We start from the raw sequence: 19,027 nt of genomic DNA, 5'->3' as shown, positions 1-19,027 counted from the left end.
GCTCGCGCTCCGCGCGCCCCGGAATGACGGCGGAGAAACTGTGAATAAACATTCGGCAGGAACCAATGCCCCACCCCAACGACCCCAGCCTCCGCTCCTTCATCGCCGTCGATCCGGCCTCGGACTTCCCGATCCAAAATCTGCCCTATGGCGTGTTCTCGACCAAGGATGGCCGTGCCCCGCGCCTCGGCGTAGCGATCGGCGACTACGTGCTCGATCTCTGGGAGCTCGAGCAAGATGGCCTGATCAGTGCGGGCGATCCGGGCACATTTGCAGGAGGACTGAACGCCCTGATGCATCTGGGTCCAAAGGTTTGGTCGAAAACCCGCGCGCGCATCAGCGAGCTCTTGCGGCACGACAATCCGGAGCTTCGCGATAACGAGCAGTTGCGCTCGCGCGCTTTCGTTCTCATGCGCGACGCGAAGCTCCACCTGCCCTTCGCCGTCTCCGGCTACACCGATTTCTATTCGTCGAAGGAGCACGCCACCAATGTCGGCGTGATGTTCCGCGGCAAGGACAATGCGCTGCAGCCGAACTGGCTGCATATGCCGATCGCGTATAACGGCCGCGCCTCCACCGTCGTGGTCTCCGGCACCAGGGTGAAGCGGCCGCGCGGGCAGCTGAAGCCGCCGAACGTGGAGCTGCCGAGCTTTGCGCCGTGCAAGCGGCTCGATTTCGAGCTGGAGATGGGTGTCGTCATCGGTCAGCCGTCGCCGATGGGCGGCATGCTGAGCGAGCAACAGGCCGAGGAGATGATCTTCGGCTTCGTGCTGCTCAACGACTGGAGCGCGCGCGATATCCAGCAATGGGAATATGTGCCGCTCGGTCCGTTCCTTGCAAAGGCGTTCGCGACCTCGATCAGCCCCTGGGTGGTGACGCGCGAGGCGCTGGAGCCGTTCCGCCTGAATGGGCCGGAGCAGCAGCCGGTGCCGCTCGATTATCTCAAGCAGACCAAGCCGCAGAACTACGATGTCGAGCTCGACGTCTCCTTGCGCGCTGCGGGTGCCAATGCGCCCGCCAGCATCAGCCGCACCAATTTCAAGTACATGTACTGGTCGTCGGTGCAGCAATTGATGCACCACGCCTCCTCGGGCTGCGCCATGAATGTCGGCGATCTCTTAGGGAGCGGCACCATCTCCGGCCCGGAGAAGAACCAGCGCGGCAGCCTGCTCGAGATCAGCTGGAACGGCACCGAGCCGGTCGAACTGCCCGGCGGCGCCAGGCGCTCGTTTCTGGAGGACGGCGACAGCCTCGTCATGCGCGGCTGGTGCCAGGGCAACGGCTATCGCGTCGGGTTCGGCGAGGTCGAAGGAACGATATTGGCGGCGGAGTAGCGGGCCAAATCACCGTTTCTCCGGCGGCACGTCGCGCAGCCGCGCGCAATGCGCCGCGACATCCTCGACGCTGTACTTCAGATGCACCCGCTTGTCGGACGGCGCCTGCTTGGTGATGCATACGCCCGGCCGCCATTCCTGCGCCGGCCTGATCGGCCGCGGAGCGAAGCCGCCGCCGCAATTCGGGCAGACATTGAACAGCTTAGTCTCGACGCAGTCCGCGCAGAACGTGCATTCATAGGAGCAGATCCGCGCATTGGTCGCGTCGGGCGGCAGGTCGCAATCGCAATATTCGCAGTTCGGTCGCAGCTGGAGCGCCATGTTGAATCTCCGCAACTGGAGCTGCGATCATCGCAGATCGCGTTGCCAGCGCGAATGCCATAGTTCCCTCGATTTCAGCCGGGCTTGATCTCCTTCAGCGGCAGCTTCGAGCTCTCCTTCAGCCTATCAAGCACGATCGAGGAGCGCACATGCGCCACGCTCTGGTGCGGCATCAGCACGTCATTGACGAGGTTGGACAGGCCCTTGAGATCGCGCAGCACGGCCTTGAGCACATAGTCGGCATCGCCCGTCAGCGAATACGCCTCCTGGATCTCATCGATCCGGTTCACCAGCGCGCGAAAACGCTTGGAATTGTCCGGCGAATGTGTCGCCAGTCCCACCTGGATGAAGGCGATCACGCCGAAGCCGAGCGCCTCGCTGGAGAGGTCGGCGTGGTAGCCCGCGATCACCTTCTCCTCCTCCAGCCGCATCCGCCGCCGCGAGCATTGCGAGGCTGACAGGCCCGCGAGCTCGGCGAGCTCCTGGTTGGTGAGGCGGCCATCGTCCTGGAGCGCGCCGAGAATCCTGAGGTCGAAGGCGTCAACAGAAATCATGCGTCTTTCATCCGTTTCATGCGCGGATCGTGCATAGAATAGCCAAAGCCCGTCTCGTTTGCACGCTCATTGCATGGCCCATGAAGGATAGTTCCCTGTCAGCAGCCATTCGGGAGAACACCATGGGACCGTTTCCGCACGATGCACCGCCGGCCACGATCACTGCCGACAACCCGATGGGCACCGACGGCTTCGAGTTCGTCGAATACGCCCATCCCAATCCGCAAGACTTGCACGCTTTGTTCAAGCTGATGGGCTATGCGCCGGTCGCGCGCCACAGAACCAAGAAGATCACGGTCTATCGCCAGGGCGACATCAACTATCTCGTCAACGAGGAGCCCGGCACGCACGGCTATGAGTTCGTCGCCGCCCACGGCCCTTGTGCGCCGTCCATGGCCTTTCGCGTCGTCGATGCCAAGGCGGCCTATGACCGCGCGATTGCGCTCGGCGCCGAGCCGGCCGATGTGTCGTCGGCGCAGAAGACGCTCGATGTGCCCGCGATCAAGGGCATCGGCGGCAGCCTGCTTTATCTGGTCGATCGTTACGGTGCCAAGGGCTCGGCCTATGACGCCGAGTTCGAATGGCTGGGCGCGCGCGATCCCAAGCCGCATGGCGCCGGCCTGTTCTATCTCGACCATCTCACCCACAACGTCCATCGCGGCCGCATGAATGTCTGGGCCGGGTTCTACGAGAAGCTGTTCAACTTCCGCCAGATCCGCTTCTTCGACATCGAGGGCCGCGCCTCCGGCTTGTTCTCGCGCGCGCTGACCAGCCCCGACGGCAAGATCCGCATTCCGATCAACGAGGACGCCGGCGAGTCCGGCCAGATCGAGGAATATCTGCAGACCTATCGCGGCGAGGGCATCCAGCACATCGCCTGCGGCTGCCGCGATATCTATCGCACCATCGAAGGTTTGCGCGATGCCGGCCTGCCGTTCATGCCGTCGCCGCCCGACACTTATTTCGAGAAGATCGATACGCGCCTGCCCAAGCACGGAGAGGATGTCGCCCGGCTCAAGAAGAACGGCATCCTGATCGACGGCGAGGGCGTGGTCGATGGCGGCCAGACCAAGGTGCTGCTGCAGATCTTCTCGGCCAACGCAATCGGCCCGATCTTCTTCGAGTTCATTCAGCGCAAGGGCGACGACGGTTTTGGCGAGGGCAATTTCAAGGCCCTGTTCGAATCGATCGAGGAGGACCAGATCCGGCGCGGCGTGTTGAAGGTGGGGGACGCGGCGTAGGACGTCAGCCGCGCTGCCGTAGGGCGGGCAAAGGCGCGTAGCGCCGTGCCCACCATCTCTCTGTGATCTCGCCCAAAGTGGTGGGCACGCTTCGCTTTGCCCACCTACGAGAGCGTGCCCGCTGGCTCTACCGCTGCCAGGCCTTCATCACCGCGCCGATCCCCGCCGCCTCCGGCTCGCGTGCCGCTGACGGCGTGCGCGAGAACCGTGGCGCGGGCGCCGGCTGCTTCACGCCGTGCCGCTCGATGAAGACGTTGCGGGCGACCATGTGCGGATGCTGTGTCGCCTCAGACATGGTCAGCACCGGCGCGAAGCAAATGTCAGTGCCTTCCATGATCTTGCACCAGTCCTCGCGCGTCTTGCTCTTGAACACGGCCTTCAGCTTCTCCTTCAGCGCTGGCCAGGCCTTGCGGTCCATCTGCGCGTCGAAATCGGCATCCGTCAGGCCCGCATGCTCGCGCAGCAACGCGTAGAATTGCGGCTCGATCGAGCCGATCGAGATGAAGTGCCCGCAGGCGCATTCGTAGACGCCGTAGAAATGCGCGCCGCCGTCGAGGAAGTTCTGGTTTCGCCCTTCGGTCCAGCGTCCCATCGTAGTCATGTCGAAGAAGAACGACATCAGCGAGGCCGCGCCGTCGCACATCGCCGCGTCCACCACCTGGCCCTTGCCCGACTTCTGCGCTTCCAGAAGTGCTGCGAGCACGCCGACGACGAGATAGAGTGCACCGCCGCCGAAATCGCCGACCAAATTGAGGGGCGGCACCGGCGCTTCCTCAGTGCCGATCGCGGCGAGCGCGCCGGTGATGGAGATGTAATTGATGTCGTGGCCGGCGGCGTTGGCGAGCGGGCCTTCCTGGCCCCAGCCGGTCATGCGGCCATAGACCAGCTTCGGGTTGCGTGCGAGCACGACGTCTGGCCCGAGCCCGAGCCGCTCCATCACACCGGGGCGAAAACCCTCGACCAGCGCGTCCGCGCTCGCGAGCAGGTCCAATACTTGCGCGATCGCCGCCTTGTCCTTGAGGTCGAGCTCGATCACCTTGCGGCCGCGCCCGGCCACCGACTTCATGCTCTTCTTCGCGCCGACGCGGTCGAGCGTGACGACGTCGGCGCCCATGTCGGCCAGCATCATGCAGGCGAACGGACCGGGCCCGATGCCGGCGAATTCGACGATGCGGAAGCCCGAGAGCGGGCCGGAAGCGCGGACGGAGGAGGTGGGGGCGGGTTTGTCGAGCACGTTGTTGTTTCCTCGGGTCGCGGACGGATGCCGGCGATCGGCAATCGCCTCTGACGTTTCTTCTGTTGAGCGAGTTAATCGGCCGATTAACTTTTCTCGCCTTCACGCCAGCGAGGCAAGCGGTTTTCATGCCGCACGGCCAAAATAAAACGGCGCGCACCGAAGTGCGCGCCGCGGAAAATTTGCGTGCAGACGCTACAGCATGATCCGGAAAAGTGCGTAGCGGTTTTCCGAAAGGATCATGCTGGAACGATAACCTAAAGCGCGATGACGATTCATCCTAATCGCATCGCGCTTTAGCCGAACTGTCAGCGCGCAGCAGCGACCGCGCGTTGTGCCATCACCTTGATCAGATTGGCGCGATATTCCGCCGTGCCGTGGATGTCGGCCAGCAATCCGTTCGCCGAGATGCTGACGCTGTCGATCGCCGATGGCGACCAGTTCGCCTTCAGCGCCGCCTCGATCGCGCCCACCCGCATCACGCCGGTTTGCGAGGCGCCGGTGGCGGCGACCCGAACCTCGCCCGACTTGGCTTGCGCCACGAACACGCCGGTCAGCGCGAAGCGCGAGGCCGGATGCCGCATCTTCTCGTAGCCCGCCTTTGCCGGCACCGGGAATGACACGGCGGTGATGATCTCGCCGTCTTCGAGCGCCGTCGTGAACAGGCCCTGGAAGAAATCATCCGCCGCAATCGACCGCTTGTTGGTCTTCACGGTGGCGCCGAGCGCGAGCAGCGCCGCCGGGAAATCCGCAGCCGGATCGTTGTTGGCGATCGAGCCGCCGATCGTGCCGCGATAACGCACGGCGGGGTCGCCGAGCACCGAGGTGAGATAGGCGATCGCGGGGATCGCCTGCTTCACATCGGCATTCGTCATGATGTCGTAATAGGTCGTCGCGGCCTTGATGGTCAGAGTGTCGCCCGACAGCTCGACGCCCTGCAGCTCCTTGATCCTGCCGAGGTCGATGACGTCGGAGGGACCTGCGAGGCGCTGCTTCATCACCGGCAGCAGCGTCTGGCCGCCGGCGAGGAACTTCGACTCGCTGCCTTTGGCGAACAGGCTGGCGGCCTCGTCGACCGAGGAGGCGCGATGATAGGTGGTCTGGTACATCTTCGGTCCTCCCTTAAGCCGCGTGGATCGTGCGCCACACCCTGTCAGGGGTTGCGGGCATTTCCAGGTTGTTCTTGCCGATCGCATCCGTGATCGCGTTGATCACGGCCGCCGATGCGCCGATCGCGCCGGCCTCACCGCAACCCTTGATGCCGAGCGGATTGCCCGGGCACAGCGTCGTGGTGTGGGACAGGTTGAACGACGGCACGTCGTCGGCTCGCGGCATGGCGTAATCCATGAACGAGGCCGTGACCGGCTGGCCGTTGGCATCATAGATCGCATGCTCGAGCAACGCCTGCCCGATGCCCTGCACGAGGCCGCCATGGACCTGGCCCTCGACGATCATCGGGTTGATCAGCCGGCCGAAATCGTCGGCCGCGACGAAGTTGACGAAGGAGGTCTTGCCGGTGCCGGGATCGACCTCGAGCTCGCAGATATAGGCGCCGGCCGGGAAGGTGAAGTTGGTCGGGTCGTAGAAGGCGCTCTCCTTCAGGCCCGGCTCCATCCCGTCAGGCAGGTTGTGCGCCGTATAGGCCGCGAGCGCGACCATCGGCAGGGCGATCGCCTTGTCGGTGCCTGTCACCTTGAACTCGCCGTTCTCGATGACGATGTCGGCCTCCGACGCCTCCAGCGCATGCGCGGCGATCTTCTTGGCCTTGGATTCCATCTTCTCCATCGCCTTCAGGATCGCGGTGAGGCCGACGGCCGCCGAGCGCGAGCCGTAGGTGCCCATGCCGAACTGCACCTTGTCGGTGTCGCCATGGACGATCGAGACCTGGCTGATCGGAACGCCCAGGCGCTCCGCGACGAGCTGGCAGAAGGTGGTCTCGTGACCCTGCCCGTGGCTGTGCGAGCCGGTGAGGATCTCGATGGTGCCGACCGGGTTGACGCGCACCTCGGCCGATTCCCAAAGGCCGACGCCGGCGCCCAGGCTGCCGACCGCCTTCGACGGGGCGATGCCGCAGGCCTCGATGTAGCAGGACACGCCGATGCCGCGCAGCTTGCCGTCGGCCTTCGCCTTGGCCTTGCGGGCAGGGAAGCCGGCATAATCGATCGCCTTCATCGCCGCATCGAGCGAAGCGTTGAAGTCACCGGTGTCGTAGGCCATGATGACAGGCGTCTGGTGCGGGAACTGGGTGATGAAGTTGGTCCGCCGCAACTGGGCCGGATCGACGTTCAGCTGCCGCGCCGCCGTCTCCATCAACCGTTCGATCAGATAGCTCGCCTCGGGCCGGCCCGCGCCGCGATAGGCGTCGACCGGCGTGGTGTTGGTGTAGACCCCGATCACCTCGGCATGGATCGCCGGGATGTTGTACTGGCCCGACAGCAGCGTCGCGTAGAGATAGGTCGGCACCGAGGACGAGAACAGCGACATGTAGGCGCCGAAATTGGCGTAGGTCTTCACCTTGAGGCCGATGATCTTGTTGTTGGCGTCGAAGGCCATCTCGGCATGGGTGATGTGATCGCGGCCATGCGCGTCGGTGAGGAAGGCTTCGGTGCGGTCGCCGGTCCACTTGACGGGACGGCCGACTTTCTTCGAGGCCCACAGCGCCACCATCTCCTCGGGATAGATGAAGATCTTGGAGCCGAAGCCGCCGCCGACGTCGGGGGCGATCACGCGCAGCTTGTGCTCGGGGGCGATGTTGTAGAACGCCGAGAGCACGAGACGGGCGACGTGCGGGTTCTGCGACGTCGTATAGAGGGTGAAGTGCTCCTCCGCGGTGTCGTAATCGGCGATCGCCGCGCGCGGCTCCATCGCATTCGGCGCGAGGCGGTTGTTGGTGACGTCGAGCTTCACCACATTGGCGGCTTTCGAGAAGGCGGCATTCACCGCGCCCTCGTCGCCGATCACCCAATCATAGACCTGGTTGCCGGGCGCCTCAGGATGAAGCTGCGGCGCGCCGGGCTTGATGGCGGCGTGCATGTCGGCGACCGCGGGGAGCTCCTCGTAGTCGACCACGACGGCTTCCGCCGCGTCGCGCGCGAGATTCTTGCTGTCGGCGATCACGACGGCAATTGCCTGTCCGACGAAGCGCACCGTCTCCGGCGCCATCGCCGGCCATGCGCCCATCTTCATCGGGCTGCCGTCCTTGGAGGTGATGGCCCATCCGCAGATCAGGTTGCCGACCTTGTCGTCGACCAGCTCCTGTCCGGTGAGCACCGCGACCACGCCCGGCATCTTCAGCGCCGCGGACGAGTCGATCTTCTTGACCTTGGCGTGCGCGTGCGGGCTGCGGATGAAATAGGCATGGGTCATACCCGTCAATTTGATGTCGTCGACGTAACGGCCCTTGCCGGTAATGAAACGCTTGTCTTCCTTGCGCACGACGCGTGCGCCGATGCCTTCAACACCCATGTCTGGTCCTCCCGACCGGAAATTTCCTTGATCGCGCCGTCCATCGACGGCTGCGACGGTTGTTCTTGTTTCGAGGCGCGCCGCTTACTCGGCCGCCTGCGAGACCTTCATGCGGCCGGCGGCGTCCAGCACCGCCTTGACGATGTTGTGATAGCCGGTGCAGCGACAGATATTGCCTTCGAGCTCGGTGCGGACGGTCGCCTCGTCGAGCTGTCCACCATGGCGGTGCACGATGTCGATCGCCGACATGATCATGCCCGGCGTGCAATAGCCGCACTGCAGGCCATGATTGTCGCGGAAGGCGGCCTGCATCGGGTGCAGTTCGTCGCCCTTGGCGATGCCCTCGATCGTGGTGACGCTGGCGCCGTCGGCCTGCCCCGCCAGCATGGTGCAGGATTTCACCGCGCGGCCGTCCATGTGCACGACGCAGGCGCCGCACTGGCTGGTGTCGCAGCCGACATGGGTCCCGGTCAGGTTGAGGTGATCGCGCAGGAGCTGGACCAGCAGCGTGCGGTCCTCGACATCGACAGCAACGGCCTTGCCGTTGACCGTCAGTTTGACTGTAGACACTTGAAGTCCTCCCAAAGTTATTTTGATTGGTTCTAATTAGAGACAGCGCAAACGAAACTTTGCAACTGGGTTTTTGCTGACCGCGGTCATGGAAGGGTCATCGTGATGACAGTCGCCGATCTGCGATTCGGCCACGACGTCTCGTGCCGCCGCCATCACGTGCTGCGACATTGTAGGAGACACACGGAAAGTCTCAGCTAGCATCTGCGATGGCGTGCTCGCTGCCGCCGCAATAGGCGCGTGAGCTGGTCGCGCGTGCCGTGGTCATCTCGCCGCTTGCCCTGGACCTAGGCCCGGTCGTGCGTCGTTCCTCCCTTTAATGCCGTGCTCGTTGCGCGAATAGGAGCATGCGCCCCCGCCTTTGTAATCGCGATCTTGGTAGTAGGACGAGACGACTTAAGCCATTGATTTTGCTTACGGCAATGCAGCGAAGTGCCGCCGTCGAGCCGCGTGGGTTAGGACGCCCCGCGTGTTGCGCTTCCAACAACCCACTGCGTCATTCCGGGGCCCGAGCGGAGCGAGGGAGCCCGGAATCCATCGGGCCGCAGAGTCCGCGGGGAAGTGGATTCCGGGTTCGCGCCAACAGGCGCGCCCCGGAATGACATCGCGTGAATGAGAGGTCCGGAAAGCAGGACTACTACTTCCTGGCGATAGATCGCAGCCGCCCGTCCCCCTAGTCGAGCCGTACAGGCAACGGCAACAAGGGTGGAAGCGATGCAGATGAACGACAGTCAGCGGATCCCGGCGTCGAAGGCAAAGGTCTGGGCCGCGCTCAACGATCCCGAAATTCTCAGGCGCTGCATTCCCGGCTGCCAATCGCTCGAGATGGCATCGCCGACCGAGATGACGGCGACCGTGGTGCTGAAGGTGGGGCCGGTGAAGGCGACGTTCAGCGGCAAGGTGACGCTGACCGATATCGATGCGCCCAACGGCTATCGCATCGTCGGCGAGGGCGCCGGCGGCGTCGCCGGCTTTGCCAAGGGCGGCGCGAAGGTCAGGCTGGAAGAAGAAGCCCCTGACGTCACCATCCTGCACTACGAGGCCGATGCGCAGATCGGCGGCAAGCTCGCACAGCTCGGCTCGCGATTGATCGACTCGACGTCGCGAAAACTCGCCGCGAGCTTCTTCGAAAATCTCGCCGGCGTGGTAGCGCCATCATCGTGATTGATGCGCGATGCCGCCTTCATTCGAACGCGCATTTCAAGCTGCAAAACAAGGGCAGGACGCAAGGCGCGACAACAAGATGAGCGGCGAAAGCCGCCGATGATTTGCACTACTACCTTCCGCCTATACTAAGCGCGAAACGGCGATGCTGTAATTTCGAACGATGGCTCGCAGGCGAACTGCGCATCACGAGCGCAGTGCGCTCAGGCGCCCAACGAGGCGTGCACAACAACATCGCGGAGGGAATACATGATCTTTGGAACGAAGGGCTTCTTGGCCGGCATCTCCATGATTGCGATGCTCGCCGCCGTTACACCGGGCGTTCGCGCCAACGACTCGGTGCTCAACGCGCAATCCGATTCGAATCAATGGGCCGTTGCCGGCCACGATTACGGCAACACGCGCTTCAGCCCGCTCAAGCAGATCAACACCGAGAACGCCGGGAAGCTGACGCTCGCTTACTCCTTCTCGCTGGCGTCGTTGCGTTCGAACGAATCCTCGCCGATCGTCATCGGCAACACGCTGTACGTTTCGAGCTCGTGGGGTCCGAAATACGTCTATGCGCTCGATGCGGCGACGGGGCAGCGCAAATGGACCTGGGAGCCCGATATTCCCGAGGACGTGCTGCAATACGCCTGCTGCGACGTGAACAGCCGCGGCGTCTCCTACGCCGACGGCAAGATCTTCGTCGGCCGCCTCGACGGCAAGCTGACCGCGCTCGATGCCGCGACCGGCAAGTCGCTGTGGACGGCGAAGGTGGTCGACTACAAGCAGGGCTCGGTCATCACCTCGCCGCCGCTCGTCGTGCGCGACAAGGTCATCACCGGTTTCGGCGGCGGCGAATACGGCGTGCGCGGCGCGCTGCTGGCCTTCGACATCAACACCGGCAAGCAGGTGTGGCAGACCTACACCGTTCCTTCGCCGGACGAGCCCGGCGGCGATTCCTGGAAGGGCGACTCCGCCCAGCATGGCGGCGGCGCGGCCTGGCTGGTCGGCTCCTACGATCCGAAGACCGACACGGTCTATTGGGGCACCAGCAATCCCGCCCCGTGGAACACGGCGGTGCGTTCGACCGGCGACGGCAATTTCGGCAAGCTAACCAACCTCTACACGGCCTCGACGCTCGCGCTCGATCCCAACACCGGCAAGATCAAGTGGCACATCCAGACCACGCCGGCCGACGCCTGGGACTATGACGGCGTCAACGAAGCCGTGCTCGCGGATCTCAAGATCGGCGGCAGCACCGTTCCGACGCTGATGAAGGCCGACCGCAACGGCTTCTTCTTCGTCGCCAACCGCGAGACCGGCAAGGTGCTGTCGGCGGAGAAATACGTGTTCTCCAACTGGGCCAAGAAGTGGGACGTCGCCACGATGCGCGCGGTCGAGGATCCCGACAAGCGTCCGGGGCCGGGCCATCCCGCCAAGGACATCTGCCCGAACCTGATCGGCGGCAAGAACTGGCAGCCGATGTCGTTCAACCCGCAGACCGGCCTGGTCTACATCCCGTCCAACAACGTCTGCATGGACTGGTCGGTCAGCGACGTCACTTACAAGCGCGGCGTGTTCTATCTCGGCGCCGAATTCCCGACCAAGGAAGGCCCCGGCGGCTTCCTCGGCGAGCTCGTCGCCTGGGATCCGGTCGCGCAGAAGAAGGTCTGGTCGATCAAGGAAGACCTGCCCTTCAACGGCGGCACGCTGACCACCGGCGGCGGCCTCGTGTTTGCCGGCAACATCCATGGCGACTTCCGTGCCATCGATGCGAAGTCCGGCAAGGTGCTGTGGAGCAAGAATCTCGGCTCCGGCATCGGCGCAGGTCCGGTGACCTATCAGGTCGACGGCAAGCAATATGTCGCCATCGTCGTCGGCCGCACCGCTGCGCTGCCTGCGTTCCTGGGCGAGGTAGGAAAGAAGATGACGGCCGCAGCCCCCGAGGGCGGCTCGCTCTTCGTGTTCTCCGTCCAGTGACAACTCGCGCGCGTATCCTCGAGGTGACGGGATACGCGCGCGCTTTCTCCGGATTTTAGCTGCGGCATCGGCCGATGCCTGGTGCCGCTGCGCCCGGCTCAACGAGCTCCGGCGCAACAAAGCCAACGCCAAGGGAGACGAGGATGCGTCCGAATCATTCCGCCACCGGTGCGAGCCGACATCGCGCCATCGCAGGCCTGCTCGCATGTGCCGCCGCGGCGCTGATCGTTCCGGCCTCGCCGCTGCAGGCCAACGAGGCGCAACCGTTCCGTCTCTGCGCCGATCCGACCAACCTTCCATTCTCCAGCGACAGTTCGTCGAAGCCGGGCTTCTATGTCGAGATCGGGCAGGCCCTGGCGCAGGCGCTCGGCCGGCCGATCGCCTATGACTGGTACAAATCCTATTTCGGCAAGCGCACCGTGCGGGTCACGCTGCTCGGCAAGCAATGCGACGCCATGATCGGGCTGCCGCGGTCCGCAGATTTCATGGGCCCGGCCGTGATCTTCTCCGACGTCTTCGCCAAAGAGGGCTATGCCCTCGTCGCCACCAAGGGCGCGGCGGTCGGCGGCATCGACGGCCTCAAGGGCAAGCGTGTCGCCGTGCAGTTCGCCAGCACGCCGCAAAACCTGCTCGCCAGCCGCGACGACATCCAGAAAGTGACGGTGCTGTCGCCTGAGGAGGGCATGCAGGCGCTCGACCAGGGCCGGGCCGACGTCGCCTTCATCTGGGGCCCGGTCGCCGGCTGGCTGAACAAGACCAGCTACGGCGGCCGCTACCAGATCGAGCTCACCGAGGGCGAGGGCCTGTCATGGGACGCCGCCATCGGCTTTGCCAAGGCCTCGACCGAGCTGCGCGACCGCGTCAATGCCGTGCTGCCGCAGCTTCAGGGCAAGATCGGCGAGCTCGCCGTGAAATACGGTTTGCCGGGAGGCGCGCCGGTTCGCTTCGGCGCAGCGCCGACGCCAGCGCCGGTGACGACGGGTACGGGAAGTGGAGCCGGCGTCGCTCAGGTCGCCAATGTCGTGGCGACCGAGACCAAGGGCGATGCGGTCGCGCCGGGCCTTGAGGCCGTCGGCGCGGGCAAGGAGATCTTCAACGGAACCTGCGCGCACTGCCACGGTCCCGATGCGATCCAGAGCGAGCGCAAGATCGATCTGCGGCTGCTGCGTCACCGCTACGGCGACGAGATGCGCGAGAAATATTTGACCACCGTGCAGGAGGGGCGGCCGAACAAGGGCATGCCGGCCTGGAAGGAGGTCTATACCGAGGACCAGTTCAACAGCATCTATTCCTTCCTGCTGACGGTCCAGGTCGAATCGAACGATTGAACGGTCTTGACCGAACCCGATCGGGAGGATGTGGTAGCGTTCATCCGGCACCATCCCGGTGCCGGATTGATGCCGGATGGGTCCGCCTCTTCCGCTACGGCGGCGGATGCCCGTACGGTGCAGCATTCGGCGGTGCAGTCCTGTGAAGGCGCCATGACCAGCTTCCTGATCATCGACGATCATCCGCTGTTTCGCGAGGCGCTCGGTAATGCGGTGCGGCTGGCCTTGCCGGAGGCGCGGATTGTCGAAGCGATGTCGATCGAGGACGCCCTTCACATCCTGACAGCCGAGCAGGGCGAGTGCATCGACCTCGCGCTGCTCGACCTCTCGCTGCCGGATGCGACCGGCTTCTCCGGCTTTCTGCGCTTGCGCGAGGCCCATCCGCGCCTGCCCGTCGCCATCGTGTCGAGCGAGGAGGACCAGCGCGTCGTCCGCGAGGCGCTGGAGCTGGGCGCTGCCGGTTTTCTGCCGAAATCCTTGTCGAAGCGCGAACTGGCGCAATCGATCGAGGGCGTGCTCAATGGATCGGTGTCGGTGCCGAAGGATTTCGTGGCAATGTCGCAGCGGCGCCGGGCCGAGGCCAGCAAGGCGCTCGAGGTCAAGCTGCGCGAGCTCACGCCGCAGCAGCTTCGCGTGCTCGAACTGCTGCGGCGCGGCTATCCGAACCGGCAGATCGGCCAGGAGCTTCAGCTCGCCGAATCCACGGTGAAGGCGCATATCACCGAAATTCTGCGCAAGCTCGGCCTGTTCAGCCGCAACAAGGCGATCATCGAGATCGGCAAGGTCGACCTGCCGGATCCCAAGGCCCGGCCTTATGCGCGGGCCGACCGCGGGCGGCCGCAATGACGCGCAATGTCCCGCTTGACCTGGATCAAGCCGGTCTGGTCCGGCTGCGACATTCTCGTTTCGGCGTCGAACCCGTCGATCATCCGGTCAATCAACCAGGAATGGCTCACGCGTGATGCGATTTCTGATCGTCGAAGACCATCCGTTGTTTCGCGAGGCTCTCGAGGGCGCGCTCCAGATGGTGGCGCCGGCGGCCGAGATCCTTCAGGCGACGTCGATCGATGGCGCGCTCGAGCAGGCCGCGGCGGCTGCCGAGCTCGACCTCATCCTGCTCGATCTGTCGATGCCGGGTACCACGGGCCTCTCGGGCATCATCCGCATCCGCAAGGCCTTTCCCAGGATTCCCATCGTCATCGTGTCGGGGCATCAGGATCCGCAGATCATAGCCGGCGCCTTGTCGCTCGGCGTCTCCGGCTACATCCTCAAATCGTCCTCCAAGCAGGAGCTGGCGCAGTCGATCGGCGAGGTGCTGCGCGGCGCGGTCTGTGTCCCTGCCGCCTATCGCGGGCTCGTCCGGCCGCAACGCGCCGCCGGCCCGGCGCAGGATCTGTTGAAACGGCTGCACGAGCTGACGCCGCAGCAATTGCGCGTGCTCGAAATGCTCAAGCGCGGCCTGCAGAACAAGCAGATCGCCTTCGAGCTGAACATCTCCGAGACCACGGTGAAGGTCCACGTCTCCGACATCCTGCGCAAGCTCAACGTGCTGAGCCGCACCAAGGCCATCGTCGAAATGTCCCGGATCGATTTCGCGACCCTGGCCGGCGAAGGCGCCGGCCTGAAGCGGGAGCGTTCGCAGGCCGATCCGCCCTCGGGATAGCCTGGCGTCAGTCATCGGCACGAGGCGCGCCGCGGCTCAAGCCGGCAGCGGCTGGCCGGCCTGCTCGCGGGCGATGTAGTCGGCGTACCAGTCCGGCCAGTTCGCATCGTGCTGACCGCCGTTCCGCTTCTCGTGTTCACCGTGTGCCGCAGCCGCACGTCGAAGCGCGCTCGCGAGCTCGGACGAGGAGGTGAATGTTGTGCCTGCCGCCTCTACGCGTCCCGGCAATCGCGTGGTGACCTCCTGGAACAGCCAGCCGTTGCCATCGGGATCGTTGAACGAGACGTACGAGCGATAGCTGGCGCGTGCGGGATCCAGACCAGCAATCCGACGGCGCCCGAACAGATAAGGCTCGTCGGGTCCGGTGTGCACGTCGCCTTCAGCGTGGAAGACTTCGCTGACCTCGACGCCGCGACCGCGCAGATCGTCTCGCGCGGCTTCAATGTCGGAGACGATCAGGTACAGACCCTGGGCGGAGCCGGGCGCCGCCGCGGTCACGTTCTTGCCGAAAATGACCGAGGAGGGGGAGCCGGGAGGTGTGAACTGGATGACGCGGTAGTCGTCAGGCCCGGCGAAATCGGCATCGAGCCGCCATCCGAGGTTCGCATAGAACTTCTTGGCGCGATCGATGTCCGAAACAGGGATGACGACGACTTCGAGCTTCATGTCGATCGTTGGCGCTTGGGTGGTCTCATTTGCATCGGGGGCAGGCATTGCTTCTCTCCTGATTATAGCGGTTACGATATAATCGTGTGCGCGATATAAAGTACCTTGGAGCCTCAATGTCAACCTTCCGATTTAATCGGACACGATATATATGCACGCGGAGTTTCACATGTCCGTGTTGAAAAGGGCACCCCATGAGCCTGAAGAACGGTCCCAGAGCCGAATTCAGAGACGATTCCAGAGATGATTCAACGACCAATCAGCCGAAACCGGCCGAGGGGGACCGGCGCCTCGACGATTTCCTGTGCTTCGCGATCTATTCGGCCAACCTCGCCTACGGACGAGCCTACAAGCGGGGCCTCGATGAGCTCGGCCTAACCTACCCCCAGTGGATCGCGATCGTGGCGCTGTGGGAGCAGGACGACCAAACCGTCAGCGAACTCGGCGACAAGATGTTCCTGGAATCCAACACCCTGACGCCGATCCTCAAAAAGCTCGAGGCGGCGGGCTATTTGCGCCGCCAGCGCGATCCCGCCGACGAGCGGCAGGTGCGCGTCAGTCTCACCGACGCCGGCCGACGCCTCCGCGAGAAAGGCATGCACATGAATCTCGTGAAGTCGAGCGGACTAAAGCCCGATGAGTTCGCGCTGCTGCAGAAAAGCGTCGTCAAGCTCCGCGACAATCTAATCAAGGCGATGGAGGAGGAGTGACAGGCCCCTGTCTACTTTGCATGGGGTTGTTTTCGACTTTTTTGTCTTGGCTACGTCCGATAGCCCCGCCGCAAGGAAGACGAGGCGAAGATCATCCGCGCTTCAGCTCAGCAGGAATGACAGCAGCGCCCGCATCTCGGCCGGCCTGATCGGCTTCTTCAGCACTTCGAGGCCCTGCAGGCTCGCCTGCTTCGCCGCCTGCTCGGAATAGTCGGCGGTGATGATCATGGCGGGCGTGTCGAGCTTCAAATGCTCCCGCACGTCGGTGATGGCCGAAAGGCCGCTTTCGCCGTGGTCGAGATGGAGGTCGGCGATCACGACATCGGGCGCGCCGCCGAGCTCGCTGAGGCGCACGAGCGCGTCCGCACCCGATCGCGTGGTCGCGACGTCGCAGCCCCATCCCTCCAGCAGCGCGGCCATCGCCTCCGAGCCGTTCGGATCGTTCTCGATCAGCAGGATCTTGGCGCCTTCGAGCCCGCTGTAATCGTAGTGCCGCGCGGCGGGCTCGACCTCCTGTACCTCGTCGGCGACCTCGGCGAGGTCGGCCTGCTCCAGCTCCAGGGTGAAGGTCGATCCCTTGCCGAGCTGTGACGACAGCCGCACCTCGTGCCCGAGCTCGCTGGCGAAGCGGCGGACGATGGAGAGGCCGAGCCCGAAGCCGGCCTGGTCGGCCGCATTGGCATCGCCGCGCTGGAATTCGCGGAAGATCGCCTCCTGCTGCGCCTGCGCGATCCCGGGTCCGGTGTCGGAGACCTGGACGCAGATCTGCCCGCTGCGCGGCCGGCATCCGATCACGACGCCGCCGCTGCGGGTATAGCGAATGGCATTGGCGAGCAGGTTCTGCAGGATCCGCCGCAGCATCATCGCATCCGACATCACCGCGAGCTGAGAGGGGCGGATGCGCAAGGACAGGCCTTGCCGCGCGGCGATCGGCTCGAACTCGTTGCGGAGCTGCTCGAACAGGGGGGCCAGCGCGATCGCGCGCACGTCGGGCTTGAGCGCGCCGGAATCGAGCTTGGCGATCTCCAGCAGCGAGCGCAGCAGGTCCTCCAGCATCACCAGCGAGCGGCTCGCCTGGTCGATCAGCACGCCCGCTTCCTGCGACTCCATCATCTCCGTCAGTGCGGACAGGGTCAGGCGCGCCGCGTTGAGCGGCTGCAACAGATCGTGGGTGACCGAGATCAGCACGGAGGATTTCAGCGAGCTTGCCGCCTCTGCCTGCTGCTTGGCGCGGTAGAGTCCCTCATTGGCACGCTCGACCGAATGCAGCGCCTCGCGCAATTGGTGCGTCCGGTCGCGAACCTTGTGGTCGAGCGCGATGGCGGTTTCGAACAATGAAAAGGCGTTGAGCTGCTGGTCCATCGAGCGCTCGACGCGCGACATCAGCGCGGCATTGATCTTCCTCAGCTTGGCGGCCTCGCGCCTGAGCTGGTCGACCGCATCGGGGCCCTGCCACATGTCCGTCACGACGGGCGCCTTCCGATCGCAACTCCCGTGAAGGTCTGGTTCACATGCATGGAGCCGAACTGCTCGCCGTAAGTGTGAAAGCCGACCACACGGTTCTGCCGGTACAGTTCTGACATGTCGCGGGCGAGCTGATGCTGCTCGGCATCGAGCCGGCGGAGCAGGCATTCGAAGCCGATATAGAGCGAGACGTCTCCGATCTGGTCGCGGATGTCGGCGAACGTCTCGCGGGCCGCGCCGACCAGGCTTCGCGAGGTCGCGGCGGTCAGCACCATGCCCTCGTCGATGGCGCAGAAGAAATGCAAGGAGCCGTCCGGCTCGACCCGCTGGATCGAGCGTGCGTAATAGGCGCCGCCGACGCGCACGAGGACCGGATGCGAGGCGAAGGAGAACGGATCGAGCTTGGCATCCATGATGCCGACCACGCGCGAATATTCTTGCGCGGCAGGCTCTGCGTTCAGCTCCCGGACCATGCGGTTTTCGATGTCGGCCTCGGTCACCACCATCTTCTGCGCCTGCGGCTCGAAATTGTCGCACTTGAAGACGCGGAACGGCAACGAGGTGTTCAGCAGGATCAAGAGGGCGGCATTGCTGTGTGCCTTGCCGTCGAAGAACACGAATGTCTTCTCGAAGCGCAGCCCGTCGCCTGCCGACCCGCCGACGACCGGAATATCGTCCAGCGATGCATAGATCGCGGACATCACCGCTTCTTCGCGGCGGCACAGGCCGTCGATCAGGACCAGGCCGAAGGGACTGCCGCGCTCGACCTGCGGCGTGGCCCGCAACAGCTCGTGCCGGAGCTCGCCGCCGATCCTGCGGCCGTCCTCGACGCGGAAGCTGTCGAGATTGAAGATCGGCCGCACCACCGCGGAAAAGTCCGCGCGGCTGAACGCCAGCGCCACGACGCTGTTCTCGTCCCAGCCGTCAGGAGCAAGCTCGCCCGCGGTGGTACAGCCGCAGACCTCTGTGTCGTCGAATTGGCGGCTGATCTCCGCGATGAAGCGATCGGGGTCGTAGCTGGGGGAGACGAACACCAGGATCAGCGCCAGCCCGTCGGACGGGAGCTGGGCCGCCAGCTCGGCCACGGCGTCATCGACGCTCGCGGCCTTCGACTTGGCCACGGCAACGCCAGACGCACCGCCAAACCGAAAATCGGTTTGCCCCACTCCGTTTCTCCCTTAAGGCTCGGTCTGATGCCAAGTGCCTGATAATTATCGAGAGTAGGGCGTTTTCCGGTGAGCCGCAACACGGCAGCCGCTCCCCGCAAGCCCGGTCGGATTTACCACCCCTTGAGGATTCTGCCCTAATTTTCCGCAACGTTCGGAAAGGGCTGCTTCCGGGCCGCAGA

The 19,027-nt window shown here is 64.5% G+C and carries 17 protein-coding genes; 8 read left to right on the top strand and 9 right to left on the bottom strand.

Annotated features, from left to right (window positions below; genetic code table 11):
- The first annotated feature begins 65 nt into the window (after positions 1-65).
- The gene (fahA, locus tag I6F36_RS30395) at positions 66-1,334 is read left to right on the top strand and encodes a fumarylacetoacetase (RefSeq protein WP_225172775.1); all 1,269 of its coding nucleotides are present in this window, start codon (positions 66-68) and stop codon (positions 1,332-1,334) included.
- A gap of 9 nt (positions 1,335-1,343) precedes the next feature.
- Here fahA and I6F36_RS30390 read toward each other — a convergent pair whose 3' ends face one another.
- A complete protein-coding gene (locus I6F36_RS30390) occupies positions 1,344-1,655 on the bottom strand; it encodes a DUF1272 domain-containing protein (protein WP_036016119.1) in 312 nt (103 codons plus the stop codon).
- Between the two features lie 74 nt (positions 1,656-1,729).
- Positions 1,730-2,209 (bottom strand): Lrp/AsnC family transcriptional regulator, encoded by a 480-nt coding sequence (locus I6F36_RS30385; RefSeq protein ID WP_036016121.1) that lies wholly within the window; start codon positions 2,207-2,209, stop codon positions 1,730-1,732.
- Positions 2,210-2,331: 122 nt separating this feature from the next.
- Here I6F36_RS30385 and hppD point away from each other — a divergent pair, with 122 nt between their 5' ends.
- Positions 2,332-3,450: a 4-hydroxyphenylpyruvate dioxygenase gene (hppD, locus tag I6F36_RS30380; protein WP_036016122.1), complete on the top strand. Its 1,119-nt coding sequence runs from the start codon at positions 2,332-2,334 to the stop codon at positions 3,448-3,450.
- A gap of 127 nt (positions 3,451-3,577) precedes the next feature.
- Here the strand turns inward: hppD and I6F36_RS30375 are convergent, their stop codons facing one another.
- The 4 genes from I6F36_RS30375 to I6F36_RS30360 form a co-directional block, all read right to left on the bottom strand.
- On the bottom strand, positions 3,578-4,684 hold the full coding sequence (locus tag I6F36_RS30375) for a CaiB/BaiF CoA-transferase family protein (protein WP_225172774.1): 1,107 nt from the start codon (positions 4,682-4,684) through the stop codon (positions 3,578-3,580).
- A 308-nt stretch (positions 4,685-4,992) separates the two neighbouring features.
- Positions 4,993-5,793 (bottom strand): xanthine dehydrogenase family protein subunit M, encoded by an 801-nt coding sequence (locus tag I6F36_RS30370; RefSeq protein ID WP_036031377.1) that lies wholly within the window; start codon positions 5,791-5,793, stop codon positions 4,993-4,995.
- Between the two features lie 13 nt (positions 5,794-5,806).
- Positions 5,807-8,149 carry a xanthine dehydrogenase family protein molybdopterin-binding subunit gene (locus I6F36_RS30365; protein ID WP_036016129.1) on the bottom strand — a complete coding sequence of 781 codons (2,343 nt, stop codon included), beginning with the start codon at positions 8,147-8,149 and terminating at the stop codon, positions 5,807-5,809.
- A gap of 84 nt (positions 8,150-8,233) precedes the next feature.
- Positions 8,234-8,719 carry a (2Fe-2S)-binding protein gene (locus I6F36_RS30360; protein WP_036016131.1) on the bottom strand — a complete coding sequence of 162 codons (486 nt, stop codon included), beginning with the start codon at positions 8,717-8,719 and terminating at the stop codon, positions 8,234-8,236.
- 720 nt (positions 8,720-9,439) lie between these two features.
- Between I6F36_RS30360 and I6F36_RS30355 the strand changes: the two genes are divergently transcribed.
- The 5 genes from I6F36_RS30355 (at position 9,440) to I6F36_RS30335 (ending at position 14,839) form a co-directional block, all read left to right on the top strand.
- Complete coding sequence (locus I6F36_RS30355) at positions 9,440-9,883, top strand: carbon monoxide dehydrogenase subunit G (RefSeq protein WP_225145446.1); 444 nt, start codon at positions 9,440-9,442, stop codon at positions 9,881-9,883.
- 249 nt (positions 9,884-10,132) lie between these two features.
- A complete protein-coding gene (locus tag I6F36_RS30350) occupies positions 10,133-11,848 on the top strand; it encodes a PQQ-dependent methanol/ethanol family dehydrogenase (RefSeq protein ID WP_225172773.1) in 1,716 nt (571 codons plus the stop codon).
- Positions 11,849-11,991: 143 nt separating this feature from the next.
- The gene (locus I6F36_RS30345; protein ID WP_225172772.1) at positions 11,992-13,176 is read left to right on the top strand and encodes a transporter substrate-binding domain-containing protein; all 1,185 of its coding nucleotides are present in this window, start codon (positions 11,992-11,994) and stop codon (positions 13,174-13,176) included.
- A gap of 153 nt (positions 13,177-13,329) precedes the next feature.
- Positions 13,330-14,022, top strand: coding sequence for a response regulator transcription factor (locus I6F36_RS30340; RefSeq protein ID WP_225172791.1), 693 nt, complete (start codon positions 13,330-13,332; stop codon positions 14,020-14,022).
- A 115-nt stretch (positions 14,023-14,137) separates the two neighbouring features.
- Positions 14,138-14,839, top strand: coding sequence for a response regulator transcription factor (locus I6F36_RS30335; protein WP_225172790.1), 702 nt, complete (start codon positions 14,138-14,140; stop codon positions 14,837-14,839).
- Positions 14,840-14,875: 36 nt separating this feature from the next.
- On the opposite strand, the gene I6F36_RS30330 is transcribed toward I6F36_RS30335, so the two are convergent.
- Entirely contained in the window at positions 14,876-15,553 is a 678-nt protein-coding gene (locus I6F36_RS30330) for a VOC family protein (RefSeq protein WP_225145443.1), read from the bottom strand.
- A 146-nt stretch (positions 15,554-15,699) separates the two neighbouring features.
- Here I6F36_RS30330 and I6F36_RS30325 point away from each other — a divergent pair, with 146 nt between their 5' ends.
- Entirely contained in the window at positions 15,700-16,215 is a 516-nt protein-coding gene (locus I6F36_RS30325; protein ID WP_225145442.1) for a MarR family winged helix-turn-helix transcriptional regulator, read from the top strand.
- 102 nt (positions 16,216-16,317) lie between these two features.
- Here I6F36_RS30325 and I6F36_RS30320 read toward each other — a convergent pair whose 3' ends face one another.
- Together I6F36_RS30320 and I6F36_RS30315 are read right to left on the bottom strand one after the other, a co-directional pair.
- Positions 16,318-17,673, bottom strand: a complete 1,356-nt coding sequence (locus I6F36_RS30320) for a hybrid sensor histidine kinase/response regulator (protein WP_225172789.1) — start codon at positions 17,671-17,673, stop codon at positions 16,318-16,320.
- A gap of 5 nt (positions 17,674-17,678) precedes the next feature.
- Complete coding sequence (locus tag I6F36_RS30315; RefSeq protein WP_225145441.1) at positions 17,679-18,845, bottom strand: FIST N-terminal domain-containing protein; 1,167 nt, start codon at positions 18,843-18,845, stop codon at positions 17,679-17,681.
- Positions 18,846-19,027 lie beyond the last annotated feature (182 nt).

This window comes from Bradyrhizobium sp. BRP19 (assembly GCF_020194195.1).
GTDB classification, from domain to species: domain Bacteria; phylum Pseudomonadota; class Alphaproteobacteria; order Rhizobiales; family Xanthobacteraceae; genus Bradyrhizobium; species Bradyrhizobium yuanmingense.
Note: the sequence above shows the minus strand (reverse complement) of the source record. Positions and strands in the feature narration are given on the sequence as shown.

Coding starts and splice junctions, on each gene's coding strand:
- fahA (WP_225172775.1), top strand. CDS start 66: ATGCCCCACCCCAACGACCCCAGCCTCCGCTCCTTCATCGCCGTCGAT.
- I6F36_RS30390 (WP_036016119.1), bottom strand. CDS start 1,655: ATGGCGCTCCAGCTGCGACCGAACTGCGAATATTGCGATTGCGACCTG.
- I6F36_RS30385 (WP_036016121.1), bottom strand. CDS start 2,209: ATGATTTCTGTTGACGCCTTCGACCTCAGGATTCTCGGCGCGCTCCAG.
- hppD (WP_036016122.1), top strand. CDS start 2,332: ATGGGACCGTTTCCGCACGATGCACCGCCGGCCACGATCACTGCCGAC.
- I6F36_RS30370 (WP_036031377.1), bottom strand. CDS start 5,793: ATGTACCAGACCACCTATCATCGCGCCTCCTCGGTCGACGAGGCCGCC.
- I6F36_RS30365 (WP_036016129.1), bottom strand. CDS start 8,149: ATGGGTGTTGAAGGCATCGGCGCACGCGTCGTGCGCAAGGAAGACAAG.
- I6F36_RS30355 (WP_225145446.1), top strand. CDS start 9,440: ATGAACGACAGTCAGCGGATCCCGGCGTCGAAGGCAAAGGTCTGGGCC.
- I6F36_RS30350 (WP_225172773.1), top strand. CDS start 10,133: ATGATCTTTGGAACGAAGGGCTTCTTGGCCGGCATCTCCATGATTGCG.
- I6F36_RS30345 (WP_225172772.1), top strand. CDS start 11,992: ATGCGTCCGAATCATTCCGCCACCGGTGCGAGCCGACATCGCGCCATC.
- I6F36_RS30340 (WP_225172791.1), top strand. CDS start 13,330: ATGACCAGCTTCCTGATCATCGACGATCATCCGCTGTTTCGCGAGGCG.
- I6F36_RS30335 (WP_225172790.1), top strand. CDS start 14,138: ATGCGATTTCTGATCGTCGAAGACCATCCGTTGTTTCGCGAGGCTCTC.
- I6F36_RS30330 (WP_225145443.1), bottom strand. CDS start 15,553: ATGCCTGCCCCCGATGCAAATGAGACCACCCAAGCGCCAACGATCGAC.
- I6F36_RS30325 (WP_225145442.1), top strand. CDS start 15,700: ATGAGCCTGAAGAACGGTCCCAGAGCCGAATTCAGAGACGATTCCAGA.
- I6F36_RS30320 (WP_225172789.1), bottom strand. CDS start 17,673: ATGTGGCAGGGCCCCGATGCGGTCGACCAGCTCAGGCGCGAGGCCGCC.